Raw genomic sequence first — 20,110 nt, 5'->3', positions numbered from 1 at the left:
CACATAACAGCATGTATGGTAAAGTGTTAGTTGTTATTTTGCCACAAATTTCGTCAATATGATTCAAAAACTACTCTATTCAATACTTTTTGTTTTTTCAATTTCTAATGCTGTTGCAATGGACTGTCCCGTAGACCTTGGGCCGGATATAAATGCTTGTGAAGGTGAAACAATTGTATTGGATGCTGATACAGGAGATTCCAGTGATACGTATATATGGTTTAAGGATGCTATTGAAATTAGCGATGAAACAATGCCAACACTTTCAGTTACAACTGGCGGAACCTATACTGTTGAAGTAAGCGATGGCAATACGACCTGTACCGATGAATTGGTTCTGGCATTTTCTCCATTGCCATTGATAAATATACCAACACCTTTGGTAGCGTGTGATCCCGACAATGACGGTTTTACCTCTTTTGATTTGGATTTAAAATCGGATGAAATCAGTGGTGGCGCTCCAGGTGTTGAGGTAACCTATCATGGTGCGATTTTAAATGCTGAAAATGATTTGTTTGAACTGCCTTCTCCATATTTAAATGACAATCCTTTTATGGATGTCGTATGGGCTCGAGTGGAAGATAGTAGTACCGGATGTTTTGAAATCGTTGAATTAGGTTTGCAGGTTTCGCTGTCGTGGCCATTGGGAGAAGCTGACGATCTTATACTCGAGGATGTTGGGAACGACGGAATAGAGGTGTTCGACCTCACCCAGAATGATGCTCTCATTTTAGCCGGATTGGACCCAATAACACATCAAATCTTGTATTTTGAAACCTTGGCAGACGCAGAAAATGGAACAAATGCTATCGCTACCCCTGAGGCCTATACCAATAGTGCCAATCCGCAGCAGATTTTTGCGCGAGTAGAAGAAATTGAATACGGCTGTTATTCTCTTACCTCTTTTACTATCATGGTTGAAGGCGCCGAAGATGCCGATAACGATGGGGTATCTGATGTATTGGAGGATATTAATAATAACGGTGACCTAACCGATGATGATACCGATGGGGATGGCACACCCAATTATTTGGATGAAGACGACGATGGCGATTTGGTGCCAACCATTACTGAAATAACGGGTATTGGTGCTGGGTTTGGTCCGAACAGCTATGAGTTTATCGATACCGATTCCGATGCCGTTGAAAATTATTTGGATGAAGACGATGATGGTGACGGGGTATTGACAGAAAATGAAGATTATAACAACAATGGAGATCCTTTAGACGATGACACCAACAACAACGATATACCCGACTTTTTGGATATGGGCGTCACATTAGGGATTGACGATATCCTTTCGAATACTATAACTGTATATCCTAATCCGACCAATTCGAAATGCTACATTCAAGGAGTGCCAAATGCTGTTGTGACCATTTCGGTATTTACAGTGGAGGGTCAAAATGTATTTCATGATCAGCGTATCGAGGGAACAGGTAATATTGAGGTCGATCTTTCTAAACTACCAGCCGCACTTTATTTTATAATGATGGAAACAAAAGAAACAACAGACGTATACCGAATTGTCAAAAAGTAACTCAAATAAAAAAATATAAATTTGCGTCGTCCAGCATTGATAGAAACTTGAAGAGACGATTTCATTTTTCACTCATTTATTAAATTATGAAAAGATTTTCACTTCTTTTATTATACATTATATCAACCCATTTTTTTTATGCTCAGGACTATACAGTACAGTCCATTGGATATAATCCTCCTAATTCGCCTAGTCAAGGAGTAAGTGTAGCAAATATTGACGACTTCTTCACGGATGAGATAGATATTGGGTTTGATTTTAATTTTTATGGTAACCAGTACAATCAGATTATTATAGGTACCAATGGGGTGTTGAGTTTCGATTTTAACCTAGCAGGAGGAAATTGTGAATGGAATTTCGACGATGACGTGCCGAATCCCGAGTTCCCTATTCTAAATAGTATTTTCCCTGTATATACAGATATGGATGGCGGTGTAAACCCAGATAGTGAAATTACCTATGGCATATATGGCACGGCACCAAATAGACGTTTTGTTTGTAATTTCAATAATCAGGTATTATACTCAATTTCATGTAATGAATTTATAGTAACCTTTCAAGTAGTTCTTTATGAAACAACTAATACTATCGAAGTATATATTGCAGATAAACCAGCCTGTACTGCATGGAATGGTGGTAAAGCTGTTGTAGGGATTATTAATAGTGATGGTAATCAAGGGCTTGCAGCTCCAGGAAGAAACACTTCCAACTCACCTTGGGAAACTACGAATGAAGCATGGAGCTTTTCCTATTATCAAGGCACAACCGTTGAGGCTTTCGACGCTACCATAAGTATTTGCGATGCAGAAGATGATGGTGTTGAGAATTTTGATTTGCCCATGATTACACCATTTGTAATCGATAACCAAACCGATGTGATGGTGACCTATCATGCTACATTTCTAGATGCAAGTGATAACGTAAATGCATTAATTAGCCCTTATCAAAATTCCCAAAATCCTGAAATTATTTATGCTAGGGTTGAAAATAGCGATGGTCTTTATGATATTTCCGAAGTGACTTTGGACTTAGTGAGTTGCTTGGCCGATTCCGATAATGACGGGATCATGAATGGAGAAGAGGACTATGTTGGAAATGGATTTTTATCTAGTACGGATTCCGATAATGACGGGATCCCCGACTTTCTTGATCCAGATGATGATAACGATTCCGTAAACACAAGCATTGAGATTTTGGGCATTGGTGCTGGATTTGGTCCTCAGGATGCTATAGATACCGATGGCGATGGGCTAGAAAACTATTTGGACAATGATGATGACGATGACGGAATTCTCACCAAATATGAAGATTATAACCAAAATGGGAATCCCTTAGACGATGATACAAATTCTAATGGTATTCCAGATTTTTTGGATCCGGAAGTTGGGTTTGTAATGTCGGTCTCGGAAACAGGTATAAGATCGCTTCAAGTGTATCCTAATCCGTTTCAAGAAATATTGACTATCGAAAGCAAAACACATCATATTCAACGTATTGCTGTTGTAAACATGAAAGGCCAATTAATAATGGTGATGAAAGGTGAGGAAAACATGAATAAGTTAGATCTTTCGGCTCTGCCTGCCGCGCTGTATTTTATTACGGTAGAAATGGATGGGGCTTCCCAAACCTTCAAAGTTGTGAAACAATAGTTAATCTAAGCATATTTGTAGGGACGATACTTAGAAATGATTAGTTTTAAGGATTCTGATTTCATTTTTTATGAGAAGAATTCTATCCCTATCATTCTTAATTATAATAGTTGTTTCCTGTAAAAATTTTGAAACCGAATCGGGTGTTGAAGCGGACCCAGACACTACTCCTGCAGAACAGTTTCCTGAAAATTTATCCAAGGTTTTTGATGCGCACGGCGGCCTTGACCGTTGGAAAAGGATGAAGAACCTTTGTTTCTTTATTGAAGTGCCAGGTGTAGATGAAACCCATACGGTCTCGTTGCCAAAACGGCTTACCAAGATTGAAACATCCGCCTGGGCCATCGGTTACGATGGGGAAGCGGTGTGGTTGCTAAACCATGAGGACTATGGATATCAAGGCAATGCTCGCTTTTATCATAACTTGATGTTCTATTTCTATGCGATGCCATTTGTACTAGCCGATGAAGGAATCGTTTATACCCCTTTAGGCATACATGAATTGCTCGGCGAAAAGTACAACGCTTTTAAAATTTCCTATGAGGATGGAATAGGCGATTCTTCTCGCGATGAATATATTTTGTATTCAGATCCTGAAACGCATCGTATGGAATGGGTAGGGTATACGGTTACCTATCGAAATAACATTAAAAGCGGCGATTGGCACTTCGTAAAATATGATGAATGGAAACCCGTAAACGGCTTACTACTGCCAAAAACGATTAGTTGGTATACGGTGGAAGGGAATAAGCCAAAGGTAAAGCGAAATTCGATTACCTTTCTAAATAGGTCCATTACTGAAACCGAGCTGGAACCCTCCGTTTTTAAAAAACCTGATAGTGCCGAAGTAGTACCTAGATAATCGGTTATTTCGGATAGATACGGACTTTAAAGAGCTTGTCCCAATTCTTCCCAGTGATATATAAAATATCTTTTTCACCTTTATAGGCAATTCCATTTAGGACGTCGCGATCGGGAGTGGCTGTAACGTTATCGATAAGATCGGTCAAATCGATGACGCCTTCCACCGCGCCTGATGCTGGATTCACGATAGCAATAGAGCCTTGTTGGTAGACATTCGCATAAATTTTCCCTTCCACCCACTCTAATTCATTCACTCTAGGAATACGACTCGTATTGGTATAAATTTCAATATAAGACTGTTCTTCCAGGGTTTTCGGGTCAAGCGTCCAAATACGCTCGGTACCGTCACTTTTATACAACAGCTTTCCGTCGTTGCAAAGGCCCCATCCTTCTTTACTTTTGTTATAAACAAAGGAATCTATCTGTTCAAAAGGCTGTAGCGAATACACAAATCCTTTCCCCGATTGCCATGTAAGTTGATACAGCGTATTGTTCATTATGGTCAACCCTTCACCAAAATATTGATCGTCTAAGTCAATTTTAGAAATAACCTCTCCTGTTTTATAATCCGTTTTTCGAAGGCTTGAGTATTTGCGTCTACCGGTGCTTTCATACAAGGTATCGTTTTCAAATTCCAATCCCTGTGTATACGCCTGCGGGTCATGGGGATATGTCTCAAGAATTTCATACAAATAGAGTGTAGGCTTTACAGGCGAAAGTAGCGTAATTTCAGTTTGTGCTTCGTAGGATTCACCTTCAGAAAATATTGTAGCGGTAAGCTTACGCTTGCCCAGTTTTTCTTGAGCCAAAGGAATCTCAACTTCAGTATTAGCAGTATTTGCTGAAATTGAAGTGCCATCGAATGAATATTGAATGGAGTCTATTGTAGCTTGTTGTTTGGAATCGATGGAAACCTTCAATGTATTGGAAGGTTTATAAGTGGTTTGTGCATTTGCGATCCGAAGCTGAAAGGTGTCTTCAGGAAGTCGCTCATCGCCGCAGGAGTGAAGCAGCAGTGTTAGTAGGGTGATACTAAATAAGATAGCAGGTCTCATTAAAATAGGTTCTTTTGTTGGCAAGATAGCTATTAAAATTTGAAGGAAAAACCACTTGTGAAACATTGAAAATCCCGTATCTTTGCATCGGCAAGTCCTACACGACCAGCTCCCGTTGAATCCCCCAGGGCGGGAACGCAGCAAGGGTAAACGGTCGTAGCGGTGCGATGTAGGTAGCTTGCCATTTTTTTATGCCTTTTTTCGAAGGTTTCGTTATCCTACGCTTTCCCTTTTTTTCCTTTTGAAATACGATTCTCTTGAAAGGCCGACGGAAGCAATTCTGGAATGAATTTTATAAGCAATGGTAAGAGCAAGGAACCGCCAGGCAATAAAAATACCGTTAGGGAGGGAATACTTTTACATATGTCCAACAATTGTTCGCGGACTTGCCTTTTCTCATCTTTGGAAAGATCGCGAATGGTACTCTGACTCAACAATACCAATAATTCGCCGCTTTCTTCCAATTCCTTTCGCAACCGTTTTTGGTTTCGAATGATCAGTAAACGCACGGTTTGAGACGATTCTTTATACAATTGCTTAACAGGGTGGTCGTATTCAAACAGACTAATCTTAGTGGCGTGTTTGTCGGAAAACTGTTTTAGATATTCGAGACATTGACCAACCATTTCAAGAGGAAGTTGGAGTAGTTCAGCTAACTCGCCTAAAAACTGAGCTTCTTTTTCATCAATCTTCCGATCATCCCAAACCGCCAAACAGCAAACCTCTAGGATAAACAGTCGCGTTAGGTAATCAGCGTCAGAGAGATATCCAACGTGTTCTAGGGTAACGATCTCCATCCCCGTGGTTTTTTCGGTGAGATATTCGGAAGATGATTCAAATAAATCGATTAGAAGATGATCGTATTTCCTTTTTTGTTTTTTGGACCGTAATGCCAAATAACAACAATTTATAACGCTGCTTTCCAATAACTTGGAGTATTCGCTAATCGAATTGTCATTACGCAAATAGTCCTCATACCGTAACACATCTAAAAATAGTAAGGTGTAAGTGAGGAGTGAGGTTACATTTTTCTTCTCCATCCAACTTCGCTCATGTAATCGTGCAGATAAGATTTTTTCTAAGGTAGTAGAAGGCTGCTGACGAAGTTGAAAAAGCTGAAGCCAACTTCTATGTTCTTTATCCAATTCCTTATAAAAAGTTACCAATTGGATAATAGCCGCTGCAGGATCTTTCAAGATTCGGTCCGTATTGTGAACAAATAAAAGACTTGAAAGAAGATTGATCTTGGTCAATTCTTCTTTTGTGGGAGAAATTTGTGTGAAGACACCTTCAGTTACAGTCGAAACGGACCACCCATATAAAAATCCAGTAGTGCGAAGCTTCCTATAAAAATCCTGATTGGTATCAAATTCGAATGTCAGTGAACCTTCCTTCAACAAAAACAAGAATTTAGGGATCCAGCCCGATGCCGAAGGATTCATAAAGGAGTATATTTAGTACGAAGTTACAAAGAAGTCAAAATTATAAAAACCAAGGGTTAACACAAGATTAACACGCATTGGAAAACCATAGCTGTATTTTAAGCGTAACTATAGGTGAAGATAAAAATAATCAATAAACCAAAAACTATGAAAAGAACGAAACTATTAGCAGCTATTGCCGGAATCGGGATAGTAGTTGTGGCAGCTATTTTTGTTGCCGCCGATCACATCGATGCGCCAGCGGTAGCGGGAAGCGAATCTGACATTACGGACTTTTACGCCTTCCAAGGCCAGAATACCGATAACTTGGTATTCGTAACAAATGTTCAAGGACTGTTAGCCCCTGGAAGTACTGATCAAGCAGAGTTTGATGAAAACGTATTGTTGGAAATCAATATTGATAGGGATAATGACCTTGTTGAAGATTTGGTAATACAGATGATTCGCAGAAACGATTCGATGTATTTCTTTGGTCCAGTCCAAACGGGAAGTAATAACACCGGACTTACAAGTGTCATCGATACCGATGCGGTACGAAACAGCGTAAAAATTTCAACAGTCGATAGCGTGGAAACCGCCGAGAACAATGGTATGATGTTTTTTGCAGGACCTCGTGAAGATCCGTTCTATTTTGATTTCGACCAATATAACGAAGTGGTAGCGGGAAATTCCGATGGCTTTGAAGATCCAGGAACCGATACTTTTGCGGGAACCAATGTGCTTTCTGTAGTGGTTGAAGTACCTAAATCAATGTTAGGGCCAGGAGCTACTGGAGCCAATCCACTAATGCCTGATACCCCAATCTATAACACGTGGGTAGAATCGAAGAGAAAGCAATAAACTGAAACAAAATTTAAAAATATATCGAATATGAAATTTTCAAAATATATAACCATTTCAATAGCATTGGTAGCCTCATTGGCCTTTGTACAATGCTCTGATGACGATGATAATGTAATAATAGCGGATGCTACTTGTAATGATGGTATTCAGAATGGCGATGAAACAGGCGTTGATTGCGGCGGAACCGCTTGTGGACCTTGTGCTACGGCATTTGAAGGAACATATGCCCAAGAAGACCAAATGGGACGACCAGGGATTAATACCGTTTTTGGTACCGATGGTATGAAGGATGAATTCAATGTTACAACTCCATCCAACATGCAGTCTCAATTTCAGCCAGACTTTGAAAATAAGTTACTATCGTTAAATCCTGGATATACAACAAATGCACTTGGATTAGATGCGACTACCTTTACGACCGTATTGGCTAGCGATGTACTTTGGGTAGCTGAAACCGGAACTACATCGTATTTCAATGGAACACAGGTATTAACCGGTAGAACGTTGCAGGATGATGTTATTGATATCTCATTATTGCTCATCTTCGGAGGTCCAGACGGTTCAGAGAACCCAATGCTAACGTCCGACTTTGTGGATAGCAATGATGCTAATTTTTCAGCTTCATTCCCATATGTTGTAGCAGCTAATTAAAGACACATTATGTGTTTGAATAATTTTAAAAAGAGAACTTTGTTACAAGTTCTCTTTTTTATTTAAAACCTAATATGATGAAGAAACTATATCTCACCCTTTTTCTTATTGCATTGCTAAATTCGTGTAGTGACACGAAACATACCGAACAGGTAACGGCTAAGAATGATTATGAAGGATATCTGGCTACCAACACTCCCACCAAAGATCGCATCGAACAAAACCAGAAATTTTGGTCAGATAGGCTCGAAAGGGATTCCACACAAATCGTAGCCTTAAGCAAACTTGCCGGCGAGTATGAAGGATTTTTTCAGGCGACTGGCGATGTAAAGGCGCTTCAAACTTCAGAAAAGCTTCTACAGCAAGCTTTAGCAAATGCTGGACGTGGCCGCGATGGCTATTTTCGGTCGATTGCAAAGAATTATATCTCGCAGCACCGTTTTAAAGAAGCCAAAACAATGTTGGATAGTGCGTATTCCTACCCAGATAATAAGAAGGCCACAGAGATGATGCTATACGATGTTCATATGGAATTGGGTAATTACAGTAAGGCCAATGAATTTCTAGGCTCCATTAAGGATATGAGCGATTTCAACTATTTAATCCGACTGGCAAAATGGAGCGATTATAAAGGTGATCTCGATTCGGCAATAAAGTATATGGAACAAGCGAAGGATATTGCGAAAGCTTCAAACAGAAAGCCGCTTATGGTTTGGAGCTATACTAATCTTGCCGATTTCTACGGACATGCTGGTAGGATAGAGGAAGCCTACGATTTATATTTAAAAACGCTCAAACTTGAACCAGATAACGCTTATGCTAAGAAAAGCATTGCCTGGATTGTGTATTCCTATGAAGAAAATTCGGAAGAAGCCAATAGAATTATAGATTCAGTTATGGAAACGAGGAGAGCTCCAGACTATTGGTTGTTGAAAGCGGAGATGGCAGAATTTGAAAATGCACCCAGCGAAGCATTACAATGTCAGAAGAAATTTATTGAAATGGCTATGGAAGAAGGCTATGGCGATATGTACAATACCTACCTAATCGAATATTTAGCGGCTACCGATCCGGTACAGGCCTTATCGTTGGCTAGAGAAGAAGTAAGCCATCGGGCGACACCAGAAACATATCAGCTATTGGCGCTGGCGCAACTTGAAAATGGTAACAAGGAAGCGGCGTTGTCCATAATACAGAAGCATGTTGAAGGCAAGACTTACGAGCCAACAGCGCTTTTTACAAGTGCTCGGGTATATAAAGCGAATGGAATGAAGGAAAAGGTAACCCCATTGAAAGAGGAGTTATTAGGAGCACGTTTTGAAGTTGGACCGGTGGTTTCAAAAAAAATTAGGGATTTATAAAACCAGAGGGAATTTTCCTTCGTACATATAGTAGAATCTTGAAATGTTGGTCATTTCATAATTCTAATTAAACCGGTTTTTTCAGGGTTTTTTTGTTAGTTGAACATCCCCCAGATTTGGGGGATGTTTTTTTTATGGTTGTACTTGGCCTAACGTATATAGCTGTTCGAGTGTAGGCGTCTCGCTACCACCTTCTGGTTCGAGTGTAATTCCGAAGGCTTCCGTTTCTGGAAGTTCTTCAAACTCGTATAGCTTCTGAGGAGAGGTCTCTAGATTGTCCAACAATCCCATACTGGTTGGCGTAAGTGGCTCCATGGTAAGCGACCAAACCTGATAAACCTTTCCTTTGGGAGGCGTCGGCAGTCCGGTGGCATCTATATAAGCCTTTTTATCTTTTTTATTAAAATATACCTTTGCATAGGCATTGGGAGCGACGGCTTGGTTACCGGGAAGCGTAACTTCACGGAAATCTTTCGATCGAATAATAGATAGCACCTCTTCTGCCTCGGCAAGATCAGATTGAATAGCCTCCTTTTCTTCTTGTAGGACGGTCGTCTCCGTAACAGATTTTTGCAACGAATCGCGTAAGGAATTATTCTTGTTCAACATCCAGAAAATTCCTGCAATACACAATATGGCAGCTGCCCATCCCGTAATGGCACCCCAATTGGTACTAGTATCTTCTTTCGGAAGTGTTCTAATACCTCCAATACGTTCAATAATCGAAGACCATATCAATGCAGGCAATGCGGGTGACAGGCTTTCAGCAAGAGAGATAATGGAAGTTTCAATTTCCTCCACCTCCCGAATAAGCTCGGGATGCTCGCGTAGGTGTTCCTCCACCTCTCGCTTCTCTTCGGCGCTTAAGGAGCCACTAACATATAGCTCTAATAATCCTGATTCTCTTAATTCTTCAGCAGTCATAATTTATCGTAACACAACAGTTCTCAATTCCTTTAAACAGGCTCTATTTTTAGTTTTAAGGGTACCTAATGGAATTTCCATTTCCTTTGCGGCATCCTTATGCGTAAATCCTTTAAAAATTAGTAGGTCAATCAACTTCTTACACACCGGCTTTAAGACATCGATAAACTTTTTAATGCCTATGGTGTTTGTCTTTCTGTTCAGGGAATCTGTAGTTTCAAAAATATCTACGAAGTTTTCGGGATGTAGGTTTTTTCTACTGTTTTTATAATCCTTGGAACGGGTCTTATCGATGGCCGTGTTGCGTGCTATATTTAGCATCCAAGTGAAAAATCGTCCCTTGTCGATATCGTAGCTTTCACGATTATCCCAGATTTTGATAAAGGTGTCCTGAAGTACTTCCTCTGAAGTAGTTTCTTCATGGACCACACTGAAAATGATTCCAAACAGGGCTTCGGAATACATGGTGTATAATCTTGAAAAACTTTTCTGGTCCCCTGCCTGAAATTGTTGAATGAGTTCGTTAGGTTGCGTCATACCTGATATACTAAATTGCAAATTGCGTAAATATAGAGAGTTTACACGGGCTTGGAAAAAATGAGAATACTAAATTTTTCCCAACAAATTTTTTAAAAACGTAATAATTTGAACAAATGCTGAAATATTCTTACAAATGAAGGTATTTAACTGAAGATGTTTGATTACCTATTGAAATTTGGTAGATTTGTGAAGTTTCTGTTAATCCAAACTTAATTTATGAAAAAAAATACGCTATGGATCCTGACAGGATTGCTGCTCGTTAGCAGTATATCCCTAAAAGCACAGGATAATCGAAAGGCTCTTACAGCTCAATTTGACGCGCTATTGGAAAACAACGAATTGAATCGTTCAGATTTGGAATACCAAATTACCAGTAGCCATATCAGCTCAGCAAGTGGTATAGAACATATCTACTTCAAGCAAGCAATCGATGGTATACCCGTTGTAGGAACTGAATCAAGTATTCATGTTACCTCCGATGGTAGAACAATTTCTGCTTCTAATAAATTTATTAAAAATTCAAATCAACGCGTTACAACAAATGTCGCATCCCTAACTGCTGTACAAGCAGTTCAATCTGCGGCGGCACAACTAGGATATAGTATTTCTGAAGACTTCACAGTACTCGAACGTACTAACGAAGGTAACGTAGTGCTTTCAGACGGAGGTATTTCCCTAAGTGCTATTCCAGCGAAACTGGTATACCAACGAAATACTAACAACGAATTAATTCTTAGCTGGGATATTTCAATCCAAGCTGCCGATCAACACGATTGGTGGAATGTACGAGTGGACGCCGCTTCGGGAATCATAATAGATCAAGCGAATTGGATTGTTAGCTGTTCGTTCGATCATGATCATGCTACCGAAGAAAAGCTAGATTACAATAAAAATCTTTTCGATATCCCAAATTATGAGGAACTAGTAGAAGCTTCTGGTTGCACGGAATGTTATGAGGTAATCGCTATTCCTTTTGAAAGCCCTTACTTTACAACTAGAACTATTGAAACGCTTCCTGCCGATGTTTCTTCGTCACCCTTCGGATGGCACGATACAAATGGAAGCGCTGGCGCCGAATTCACTACTACGCGTGGAAACAATGTAAATGCGTATGAAGATGGCGACAATCCGGGCTACCAACCTGATGGAGGCTCCAACTTGGATTTTACAGGCTATCCATTCGACCAAAATTATTCTTTCTCGAATCAGTATGAGGATGCTGCGATCACGAATCTTTTTTATTGGAACAATATTATCCATGATGTGTTGCACCAATATGGCTTTGATGAAGCTTCTGGAAACTTTCAGGAAAACAATTATGGGAATGGTGGAAACGCTTCCGACTCAGTAAATGCTGAAGCCCAGGATGCCTCTGGTACCTGTAATGCAAACTTCGGTACACCTCCAGACGGTAGTAATCCGCAAATGCAGATGTATACTTGTAGCGACAAGGACGGCGATTTTGATAACCTCGTTATAGTACACGAGTACGGACATGGAATCTCAAATCGCTTGACAGGCGGAGCCTTAGAAGCGGGTTGTCTTCAAAATACCGAACAAATGGGTGAAGGATGGAGCGATTGGTATGGTACCATGATGACCATTCAACCTGGAGATACAGGAACCGATGCAAGACCCGTAGGAACCTATCTTTTCGACCAAGGGCCAGGAGGAAATGGAATCCGTGATTTTCCCTACACTACCGATATGGGTGTAAACCCACAAACATATGACTTTATCCAATCGGCTTCCGTTCCGCACGGAGTAGGCTCTGTTTGGGCATCTATGCTTTGGGAAGTTACGTGGGCACTTATCGATGAACACGGATTCGATGAAGATATTTACAATTTCACCGGCGACGTTAATCAGGATGCCGGAAATATTATGGCCATGGCCATCGTAACTGAAGGTATGAAGCTACAGCCTTGTAGTCCAGGGTTTGTGGATGGACGAGATGCCATTATAGCAGCCGACGAAGTACTGTATGGTGGTGCAAATCAATGTTTATTATGGGAAGCTTTTGCAAAAAGAGGATTAGGCTACAGCGCTAATCAAGGTTCTTCCTTTAGCCGTAGCGATGGTACCGAAGCTTTCGACCTTCCGCCATCTGAAGCTGAGTTTTCAGCACCAGCAGATGTTTGTGCAAGCTCAGATATTTTAACAGAACTTGGCGGTGGACTACCAATAGGAGGTGTTTACAGCGGTCCAGGCGTAACTGATGACGGTAACGGATTAACGTATACGTTCGATCCTTCTGCAGCCGGCGTTGGTGTTCATGATATTACGTATACTGTACCAGAATCGTTGTGTACTACTGCTTCTTCAGATACCGATTCTATTGAAGTATTAGCCGTACCTGATAGTCCTGCAACGGTAGGAGTATCTGATTACTGTCCAGGCGATGAGGTAACGGTAACGGCTACTCCCGTAGATTCCAATAATATTATTGGATGGTACGATGCCGAATTCGGCGGTACATTACTAGCCGAAGGTGAGAGTTATACGTTTACACCAACTGCTTCAACAACCGTATACGCTCAGGAAAATCCAGATGTTGAGCTTTCTAAATTGGTAATTTCTGAAGTCACCCTAGAAACACCAGACCGTTTGGAAATTCAAAATGTCGGACTGGCTAAGGATTATACTGGGTATACAGTAATTGCGAGTGATGAACCATATTCAAATATCAACTCGGTTAACTCCTCCACACAGGAACTAGGATTTATGGAGGCAAATTCTGTGGTAACCTATAACGATAGTGGCGGAGCAGGCTATTGGGGCGATAACCTATGGTGGGATAACGACGGTACCGGGTGGATCATCGTTATCGATACAGAAGGAAATGTAGTTGATTCCGTTTTCTGGAATTTTAGTGAAACCGAAATCAACCAATTGGATATCACGGTCAATGGGTTTAATATCACGGCAGCCGACTTAGATTGGACGGGTGCTGGCGCAAACCTACTGGCAAACTGCGATAATTCGTTTAGAAGATCGGGAGATACTGATTCTGCTTCAGATTGGAGCAATACTTGTTTACCATCCGATTTCGGAGTGGCAAACGATGATATCGATGTCACAGCATATCAAGGATGTTTAGCGTCTCGAACAGCTACTCCTGTTACTGTTGAAACAGAGCTACCCGAAGTAACATGTCCTGATAATGATACCGTAATTATTGATGAAGGCGAAGTATATACGCTTACAGATTACACAACTCAGGCTACAGCTACCGATAATTGTACTGCGGAGCCCACGATAACACAAGACCCAGTTGCAGGGACAGAACTTCCTTTAGGTGAAAATACCATTACGGTAACGGCTATCGATGAGGCAGGAAATGTTGCTACTTGTACTTTTGTAATTACTGTACAGGACCAATTGGACATTGCTGATGTTTCTATGGAAGAAGCGATCGAGTTATACCCGAACCCTACTTCAGGAACGCTTACGATTCTAAACAGAAGTAACGAGAAGTTGTTGAAGGCAACGGTTATCGATGTGAAAGGTCGTGTTATTCAAACTGTCGACTTACGCGAGATGGCAACAGAATCTACCATAGCCATGGATGCCTTTGCAAATGGTATGTATTTTGTTCAAATTTCTTCAGAGAATAGACAAATGGTGAAACGAATCATCAAGAAATAATTCGCCATTTTATATATTAAAAAGCGCCCCTCATCCAGGGGCGCTTTTTTAGTTTGGTATCATTTTTGAATTATTATAGAAGTAGGATTATAGGTGTGAAACATACAGTAAACACTAGCCAGTGTCCCTAAAAAGAAACATGCCATCCTACTTAAAAAGACCTATTTCAGAGCTATATCTGATAGGTCTTTTTTAATATCCATACGATGGCAAGCTCCTAAGAAAATGATAGCATTCGTTGTGATAATCCAACGTGCAATAATAGTGATGCAAACCATTGGTCACCATAAGATAAGAAGCCTGAAGACTCAAATTATACCGTGCTATCTGATCGAAAGTGCTTTGGGTGATGGATACCGATGGAGCTTTACATTCCACAAGAAGAAACAAACTACCATCTGGTTTGAAAACGACGATATCATAGCGTTTGAGGGTGTCGTTGAGTTTTAGCTGCTTTTCTACATTGATGAGCGAACGTGGATATTTTAACTCATTCAGCAAATAATGAAGTACATGTTGTCGAACCCATTCCTCGGGGGTAAGGATAATAAATTTTTTTCGGATGACATCAAAAATGGACGGTTTGTTTTTGGTATTTTTGATGCGAAACGAATACGCTGGAAAATTGAGTTCTTGCATGAAGGAATTCCAATTTTTAGCAAAAATACTAAAACCCCCTACGATTCGGTGTCTCTCGATAAGGTCAATACCATAATTTCGGATATCAAGAAAGGCAATATAAAGCCTATTTACTTCTTAATGGGAGAAGAGCCTTACTATATCGATACCATTTCCGATTTCATTGAAGACACAGTTCTTTCAGAAGAAGAAAAGAGTTTTAACCAAATGGTGTTGTATGGTCGCGATATATCGGTAGAGGATATCATAAGTCAAGCCAAGCGTTTCCCTATGATGGCCGAATATCAGGTGGTTATAGTAAAGGAAGCACAAGACCTTTCCCGAACCATAGAAAACCTAACGCCATACGCAGATAACCCACAGTCGACCACAATCTTGGTAGTATGTTATAAATACAAAAAGCTGGATAAGCGTAAAAAACTTTCTAAAGCTATTGCTAAAACCGGAGTGGTTTTGGACACCAAAAAGCTATATGAAAACAAAGTTCCGGAATGGATACGAAAAGTTTTGGCTGGAAGAGGCTATACCATTACGCACAAAGCTGCACAGATGCTAACAGAGTTTTTGGGAAATGATCTCGCCAAGGTGAATAATGAACTCGAAAAACTGCAGCTTATCCTAAGACCCGGTCAACAAATAACCCCACAGGTTATCGAAGAGAACATCGGAATAAGTAAAGATTACAATAATTTCGAGTTACAGAATGCCATAGGGGAACGGGATGTAAAAAAAGCCTTTAGCATTGTCCAGTATTTTGGTCAGAATCAAAAAAACCATCCCTTAGTTATGACCATTGCCTTACTCTATAGTTTTTTTGCGAAGTTGATGAGATATCACACATTGAACGACAAATCGAATGCTGCTAGAGCACTTGGGGTTAGTCCTTACTTTATAAAGGATTATCAAATAGCAGCGCGAAACTTCCCTATTAAAAAGGTAAGTGCCATCATAGGGCTAATTCGGGAAACTGATCTTAAAAGCAAAGGAGTAGGAGCTGCTAATGTTCCGGAGGGCGATCTTTTAAAAGAATTGCTGGTGAAGATTTTCAATTAGTCTTCTTCTCGAAGCGTGGTAATAATCTGTGTTTCGCTTTTTAGGCTTTTGTGAACAGGACAGCGATCGGCAATTTCCAATAATCGCGCTATTTGCTTTTCATCTAAATCACCCTCCATACTGATTTCCCTGCTAAAGGTATCGATTTTAGCTTTATCGGTTTCACAAGCTTCACAATCTGTAGCGTAGTCGCGAGAATAGTTTGTATGTACCTCGACGTTCTCTAAGTTCCATTTTTTGCGTTTTGCATACATCTGAAGGGTCATGGCAGTACAGGCCGATAAACTACCGGCTAAAAGCTCGTAGGGAGTTGGACCATAATTATTTCCTCCAACGCGTTCGGGTTCGTCTGCTTTCATGTAATGGGAACCTAATTTTAATACGGTTGTAAAGCCGTCATCATCGTCTAAGCTAGCCACTACCTGATTACTCGATTTTATTTTTTCAGGTGCTGGTACTGGAATATAGCGCGTAGCCCATCCCGCTATCACTTTTCCAACGTAGGCGGCGTTGGCTTTCCCTATTAATAAGTGTTCGGACCCATCCAATGTTACGAAGCTTTTTGGATGGTGGGCAGCGCGATAGAGTTTTTCAGCATGATCAATCGATACTGTATTATCTTGTGGCGAATGCATGATAAGCAATGCTTTTCGTAGATTCTTCGCTACTTCAGGCAAGGATAATTCTTCAAGATCTTCTAAAAATTGACGTTTAAACGTAAACGGTCGTCCGGCCAATTCGACCTCCGCTTCACCATCGGCATGAATTTTCTCCAATTGATCGCCCAATTGTTTTTGTACATGTGTCGGATTACTGGGCGCGCCAATAGTAGCTACAGCTAGAATGGAATCGATTTCCGCTGCGGCAAAAATAACAGCAGCCCCGCCTAGTGAATGTCCTACCAATAGGGAAGGAGCCTTGTACTTTTCACCTAAAAACCGAGCAGCACAATATAAATCTTCAATATTACTCGAGAAGTTCGTCTCGGAAAAATCGCCATCGCTGTCGCCCAATCCTGTAAAATCGAAACGCAGTACGCCGAATCCTTCAGCAGCAAGCGCTCTTGAAATATTGCGAACCGCTGAAAAATCTTTGGTACAGGTGAAGCAATGCGCAAAAATGGCAAAGTTGTGTGGATCGCGATCGGCCGGCAGATCTAAGCGTGCGGCCAATTCTTTTCCGTCTTTATTGGTAAATGTTAATTTGCTCGATTTCATAATTACGAATCGTTATCGGTAAAATCTGGTGTGAAGGTGATGCCCACCAAGAGCCTATCGAGGGCTGCATTTTCAAAGGTGATATTCTGATAGCCCACACGTACCTTCAGCAAATCGCTGGCTTTGTAGGAAATTCCACCCCCAAACCAATTCTGACCAAAAAGTGGTTTTTGTAAATTGATAAATACTTCATCATATACATCGGCCGAAAAGCTACCTCCTAGAGGATACGTAAGCTTCAGCATATAACGCGCCCAATGAAGCGGGTCTCGTGTTGGAAAGAATCGATGCTCCATTCGATAGCGATGTTTGATACCCAACTTTCCCCAAGAACTAGAAAGGTGAGCATCTTCCACCAATCGGTGCTCATCAAACTCCTCGGGTGTCTCCATTAAGTAGGAGGGGTCGTTTCTGAAATAGGCATATCCCAAGGAGGCTGAAACCTTCTCATTAAATTTATAGGTTCCGCTGGTCCGTATTTTAAATTGTTCTATTTCTGAAGCCAGTTCGTAAAACCGAAACTGGGTCTGTAACTGAAAACTAAATTTTTCCGATAATTTCGAATTACTGGCTACGATATACCAAGCTCCAACTTCGTCTTCTTGGGCCTGGGTTTGAAAATTTGTAAGTAATAAGCATAATAGAAATAAGGCAATAGTGTTCTTTAGCATAGTAATTTTTTAGCATTATAAGGTGGTTTTGAGAACCCTGCCTGCCGGCAGGCAGGGCTCTCGAAATCACCGAGTGTTTCATTAATTATCCATTCCGGTCTGACCTTCCCCTTTGAGATATTTGTCCAGGAACTCTTTGATCTTACCATAGGCTTCAATCTGGTTTTCTTTTTTCACAAAGCCATGGCCTTCATCTTCAAATAATACATACTCTACGGGTACACCATTCTGCTTGACGTTTTCAACGATTTCATCGCTTTCCACCTGTAATACGCGAGGATCTTGCGAACCTTGTAACACCATTAAAGGCTTCGTCACATTTTTGGTATGAAATAAAGGAGAAATTTCCCGTAACCGAACCGAGTCGGCTGTATTGGGATCGCCCATTTCAGTATAAAGGGCATCCTTGAAGGATTCCCACCATGGTGGAATGCTTTTCAGCGTACGAAGCCAGTTCGTAACGCCATAAATATTTACACCTACATCAAATTCTTCTGGTGCAAAGGCTAGGGCGGCCATTGTCATAAAACCACCATAGGAACCTCCTATGATGCCAATCTTTTCACCATCGATTGCTTCTTGTTCGGCTAACCAATCCTTACCAGCGATTACATCCTTTAAATCCTTATCGCCGTGGTTTTGATCATCCATTTTATAAAAAGATTTTCCATAGCCACTGCTTCCACGATTGTTCACGGCGAGAACGGCATAGCCATGATTTACTAAATATTGAATCGTACTGTTGAAGCCAAGGCGCGACTGCCCCCCAGGGCCTCCGTGAACCCAAACAAGGGCTGGAACAGGGTTTTCGGCAGAAGCCTGCTTTGGAAGATAATAAATGGCCGGAATTTCCAAGTCGTCGAACGATTTATAGCGAATCACTTCGGCGGCGACTAAATCGTCGCCTTCAATAGCATCGTTCAAGACATCTGTTAACTGATGTAATTCGTTTGTCTTCAGATTATAGCTATATGAATTAGTGGGCGTGTGTGATCCCCCCATGCTCAAAAGCGCCATACTTTCATCTCTTGAAAAATTGGCACCAGTAATACTTTGGCCCTCTTCACTCGGGAAATCGATAACATTTCCGGTTGCGACTTCCGTTACTTCGATAGCATTCTTAGCATCTTCATTGGTAAACATTACCTGATAGGTGCCATTATGAGTGAAATAGAACGATACGATATCCCAATCTTTCGAGGTCACTTTTTCCTTTGTGCCATCTTCAATATTATATTTCATCAAATAGCTGAATTCTTCCCCTACATCGGTGGTGTAATACAGCGCTGAATTATCTGGAGCGAAATCCTGGGCTTGATTTCCACTTATGCTGTCATTCACCTTAATTTGTTCCCCCGTTTCGGTATTTAGCAAATACAAATCGCTATCGTTGGTATTGATCGATTTGGTCAAGGCGATATATTTTCGATCACTGCTCATACCCCCAAATTGCATTCCATGTTCATTTTTGTAGAGTAGTGTTGAAGTGAAGTCGTCAACGTTCATTTCATAATGATCCATATATTTTGAATCGCGCTCATTACTTCCGTAGAAGAAACTATTGCCATCTTTCGACCACCCTCTGAAAAGGGCGCGAACTTTTTCAGTTGGTGTTAGGGCTTGAATATTTTCACCATCCTTCACATAAATCTTGAAGATTTCATCGCCATTGCCATCCATACGAAAAAGAATACGGTCATCATTTGGAAAATACGATATCCCATACACCGAAGCACTATCCGACTTTGTTACAGGTATCATTTCACCACCAGTACTAGGGACAGTATACATATTATATATACCACTTCTATTGCTAGTCATTAAGACCTTACTCTTGTCTGGGGAATACCCATTTGCAAAGGCATTTTCATTGTCCATAAACTGCTCGATCGTATATTGCTGAATGTCTACTTCTTCAGTCTTGGCCGTTTCATCGGATTTGGGGTCATCTTTGCAGCCTATAAAAAGGATGCTGCTCAGAATGAGAATTGTTGCTACCTTATTCATGATTAT

The 20,110-nt window shown here is 40.8% G+C and carries 16 protein-coding genes and 1 other RNA gene; 9 read left to right on the top strand and 8 right to left on the bottom strand.

The window, feature by feature from the left end; all coding sequences use genetic code 11:
* The first annotated feature begins 58 nt into the window (after positions 1-58).
* From I4Q58_RS00680 to I4Q58_RS00670, 3 genes are all read left to right on the top strand, one after another.
* Positions 59-1,540, top strand: a complete 1,482-nt coding sequence (locus I4Q58_RS00680; RefSeq protein WP_203292721.1) for a T9SS type A sorting domain-containing protein — start codon at positions 59-61, stop codon at positions 1,538-1,540.
* 86 nt (positions 1,541-1,626) lie between these two features.
* Positions 1,627-3,189, top strand: coding sequence for a T9SS type A sorting domain-containing protein (locus I4Q58_RS00675; protein WP_203292719.1), 1,563 nt, complete (start codon positions 1,627-1,629; stop codon positions 3,187-3,189).
* Between the two features lie 70 nt (positions 3,190-3,259).
* Positions 3,260-4,051: a DUF6503 family protein gene (locus tag I4Q58_RS00670; protein WP_203292717.1), complete on the top strand. Its 792-nt coding sequence runs from the start codon at positions 3,260-3,262 to the stop codon at positions 4,049-4,051.
* A gap of 4 nt (positions 4,052-4,055) precedes the next feature.
* On the opposite strand, the gene I4Q58_RS00665 is transcribed toward I4Q58_RS00670, so the two are convergent.
* A complete protein-coding gene (locus I4Q58_RS00665) occupies positions 4,056-5,108 on the bottom strand; it encodes a glutaminyl-peptide cyclotransferase (protein WP_203292715.1) in 1,053 nt (350 codons plus the stop codon).
* A gap of 88 nt (positions 5,109-5,196) precedes the next feature.
* Between I4Q58_RS00665 and ffs the strand changes: the two genes are divergently transcribed.
* Positions 5,197-5,295, top strand: an RNA gene (gene ffs / locus I4Q58_RS00660) — signal recognition particle sRNA small type.
* Positions 5,296-5,326: 31 nt separating this feature from the next.
* Here the strand turns inward: ffs and I4Q58_RS00655 are convergent.
* Entirely contained in the window at positions 5,327-6,550 is a 1,224-nt protein-coding gene (locus I4Q58_RS00655) for an LETM1-related biofilm-associated protein (protein ID WP_203292713.1), read from the bottom strand.
* Between the two features lie 147 nt (positions 6,551-6,697).
* Between I4Q58_RS00655 and I4Q58_RS00650 the strand changes: the two genes are divergently transcribed.
* The 3 genes from I4Q58_RS00650 to I4Q58_RS00640 all read left to right on the top strand — a co-directional run bounded on the left by I4Q58_RS00650 (position 6,698) and on the right by I4Q58_RS00640 (position 9,405).
* Positions 6,698-7,390 carry a DUF4331 family protein gene (locus tag I4Q58_RS00650; RefSeq protein WP_203292711.1) on the top strand — a complete coding sequence of 231 codons (693 nt, stop codon included), beginning with the start codon at positions 6,698-6,700 and terminating at the stop codon, positions 7,388-7,390.
* Positions 7,391-7,420: 30 nt separating this feature from the next.
* The gene (locus I4Q58_RS00645; protein ID WP_203292709.1) at positions 7,421-8,044 is read left to right on the top strand and encodes a DUF4331 family protein; all 624 of its coding nucleotides are present in this window, start codon (positions 7,421-7,423) and stop codon (positions 8,042-8,044) included.
* Positions 8,045-8,118: 74 nt separating this feature from the next.
* Complete coding sequence (locus tag I4Q58_RS00640) at positions 8,119-9,405, top strand: tetratricopeptide repeat protein (protein ID WP_203292707.1); 1,287 nt, start codon at positions 8,119-8,121, stop codon at positions 9,403-9,405.
* A 132-nt stretch (positions 9,406-9,537) separates the two neighbouring features.
* On the opposite strand, the gene I4Q58_RS00635 is transcribed toward I4Q58_RS00640, so the two are convergent.
* Together I4Q58_RS00635 and I4Q58_RS00630 are read right to left on the bottom strand one after the other, a co-directional pair.
* On the bottom strand, positions 9,538-10,329 hold the full coding sequence (locus I4Q58_RS00635; protein ID WP_203292705.1) for an anti-sigma factor: 792 nt from the start codon (positions 10,327-10,329) through the stop codon (positions 9,538-9,540).
* A 3-nt stretch (positions 10,330-10,332) separates the two neighbouring features.
* Positions 10,333-10,866, bottom strand: a complete 534-nt coding sequence (locus I4Q58_RS00630; protein ID WP_203292703.1) for an RNA polymerase sigma factor — start codon at positions 10,864-10,866, stop codon at positions 10,333-10,335.
* 219 nt (positions 10,867-11,085) lie between these two features.
* Here I4Q58_RS00630 and I4Q58_RS00625 point away from each other — a divergent pair, with 219 nt between their 5' ends.
* Positions 11,086-14,517: a M36 family metallopeptidase gene (locus I4Q58_RS00625; protein WP_203292689.1), complete on the top strand. Its 3,432-nt coding sequence runs from the start codon at positions 11,086-11,088 to the stop codon at positions 14,515-14,517.
* 192 nt (positions 14,518-14,709) lie between these two features.
* Here the strand turns inward: I4Q58_RS00625 and I4Q58_RS00620 are convergent, their stop codons facing one another.
* Positions 14,710-15,156: a type I restriction enzyme HsdR N-terminal domain-containing protein gene (locus I4Q58_RS00620; protein WP_203292688.1), complete on the bottom strand. Its 447-nt coding sequence runs from the start codon at positions 15,154-15,156 to the stop codon at positions 14,710-14,712.
* A gap of 48 nt (positions 15,157-15,204) precedes the next feature.
* Between I4Q58_RS00620 and holA the strand changes: the two genes are divergently transcribed.
* The gene (holA, locus tag I4Q58_RS00615) at positions 15,205-16,209 is read left to right on the top strand and encodes a DNA polymerase III subunit delta (RefSeq protein WP_203294284.1); all 1,005 of its coding nucleotides are present in this window, start codon (positions 15,205-15,207) and stop codon (positions 16,207-16,209) included.
* Here holA and I4Q58_RS00610 read toward each other — a convergent pair.
* The 3 genes from I4Q58_RS00610 to I4Q58_RS00600 form a co-directional block, all read right to left on the bottom strand.
* Entirely contained in the window at positions 16,206-17,426 is a 1,221-nt protein-coding gene (locus I4Q58_RS00610) for a bifunctional alpha/beta hydrolase/OsmC family protein (RefSeq protein ID WP_203292686.1), read from the bottom strand. The two genes, holA and I4Q58_RS00610, sit on opposite strands and share 4 nt — an antisense overlap.
* A gap of 2 nt (positions 17,427-17,428) precedes the next feature.
* Entirely contained in the window at positions 17,429-18,097 is a 669-nt protein-coding gene (locus tag I4Q58_RS00605) for a DUF2490 domain-containing protein (RefSeq protein ID WP_203292684.1), read from the bottom strand.
* An 81-nt stretch (positions 18,098-18,178) separates the two neighbouring features.
* On the bottom strand, positions 18,179-20,104 hold the full coding sequence (locus I4Q58_RS00600; protein WP_203292681.1) for a S9 family peptidase: 1,926 nt from the start codon (positions 20,102-20,104) through the stop codon (positions 18,179-18,181).
* Positions 20,105-20,110 lie beyond the last annotated feature (6 nt).

The organism is Luteirhabdus pelagi (assembly GCF_016827595.1).
GTDB lineage: Bacteria > Bacteroidota > Bacteroidia > Flavobacteriales > Flavobacteriaceae > Luteirhabdus > Luteirhabdus pelagi.
The sequence above is the reverse complement of the archived record's forward strand: the minus strand, read 5'-3'. Positions and strand labels throughout refer to the sequence as shown.

Bases quoted from the DNA above. Each gene is read 5' to 3' on its own strand.
- I4Q58_RS00635 (WP_203292705.1), bottom strand. From the start codon at position 10,329: ATGACTGCTGAAGAATTAAGAGAATCAGGATTATTAGAGCTATATGTT.
- I4Q58_RS00645 (WP_203292709.1), top strand. From the start codon at position 7,421: ATGAAATTTTCAAAATATATAACCATTTCAATAGCATTGGTAGCCTCA.
- I4Q58_RS00655 (WP_203292713.1), bottom strand. From the start codon at position 6,550: ATGAATCCTTCGGCATCGGGCTGGATCCCTAAATTCTTGTTTTTGTTG.
- I4Q58_RS00650 (WP_203292711.1), top strand. From the start codon at position 6,698: ATGAAAAGAACGAAACTATTAGCAGCTATTGCCGGAATCGGGATAGTA.
- I4Q58_RS00665 (WP_203292715.1), bottom strand. From the start codon at position 5,108: ATGAGACCTGCTATCTTATTTAGTATCACCCTACTAACACTGCTGCTT.
- I4Q58_RS00670 (WP_203292717.1), top strand. From the start codon at position 3,260: ATGAGAAGAATTCTATCCCTATCATTCTTAATTATAATAGTTGTTTCC.
- I4Q58_RS00605 (WP_203292684.1), bottom strand. From the start codon at position 18,097: ATGCTAAAGAACACTATTGCCTTATTTCTATTATGCTTATTACTTACA.
- I4Q58_RS00640 (WP_203292707.1), top strand. From the start codon at position 8,119: ATGATGAAGAAACTATATCTCACCCTTTTTCTTATTGCATTGCTAAAT.
- I4Q58_RS00625 (WP_203292689.1), top strand. From the start codon at position 11,086: ATGAAAAAAAATACGCTATGGATCCTGACAGGATTGCTGCTCGTTAGC.
- I4Q58_RS00675 (WP_203292719.1), top strand. From the start codon at position 1,627: ATGAAAAGATTTTCACTTCTTTTATTATACATTATATCAACCCATTTT.
- I4Q58_RS00620 (WP_203292688.1), bottom strand. From the start codon at position 15,156: ATGCAAGAACTCAATTTTCCAGCGTATTCGTTTCGCATCAAAAATACC.
- I4Q58_RS00680 (WP_203292721.1), top strand. From the start codon at position 59: ATGATTCAAAAACTACTCTATTCAATACTTTTTGTTTTTTCAATTTCT.
- I4Q58_RS00610 (WP_203292686.1), bottom strand. From the start codon at position 17,426: ATGAAATCGAGCAAATTAACATTTACCAATAAAGACGGAAAAGAATTG.
- I4Q58_RS00600 (WP_203292681.1), bottom strand. From the start codon at position 20,104: ATGAATAAGGTAGCAACAATTCTCATTCTGAGCAGCATCCTTTTTATA.
- I4Q58_RS00630 (WP_203292703.1), bottom strand. From the start codon at position 10,866: ATGACGCAACCTAACGAACTCATTCAACAATTTCAGGCAGGGGACCAG.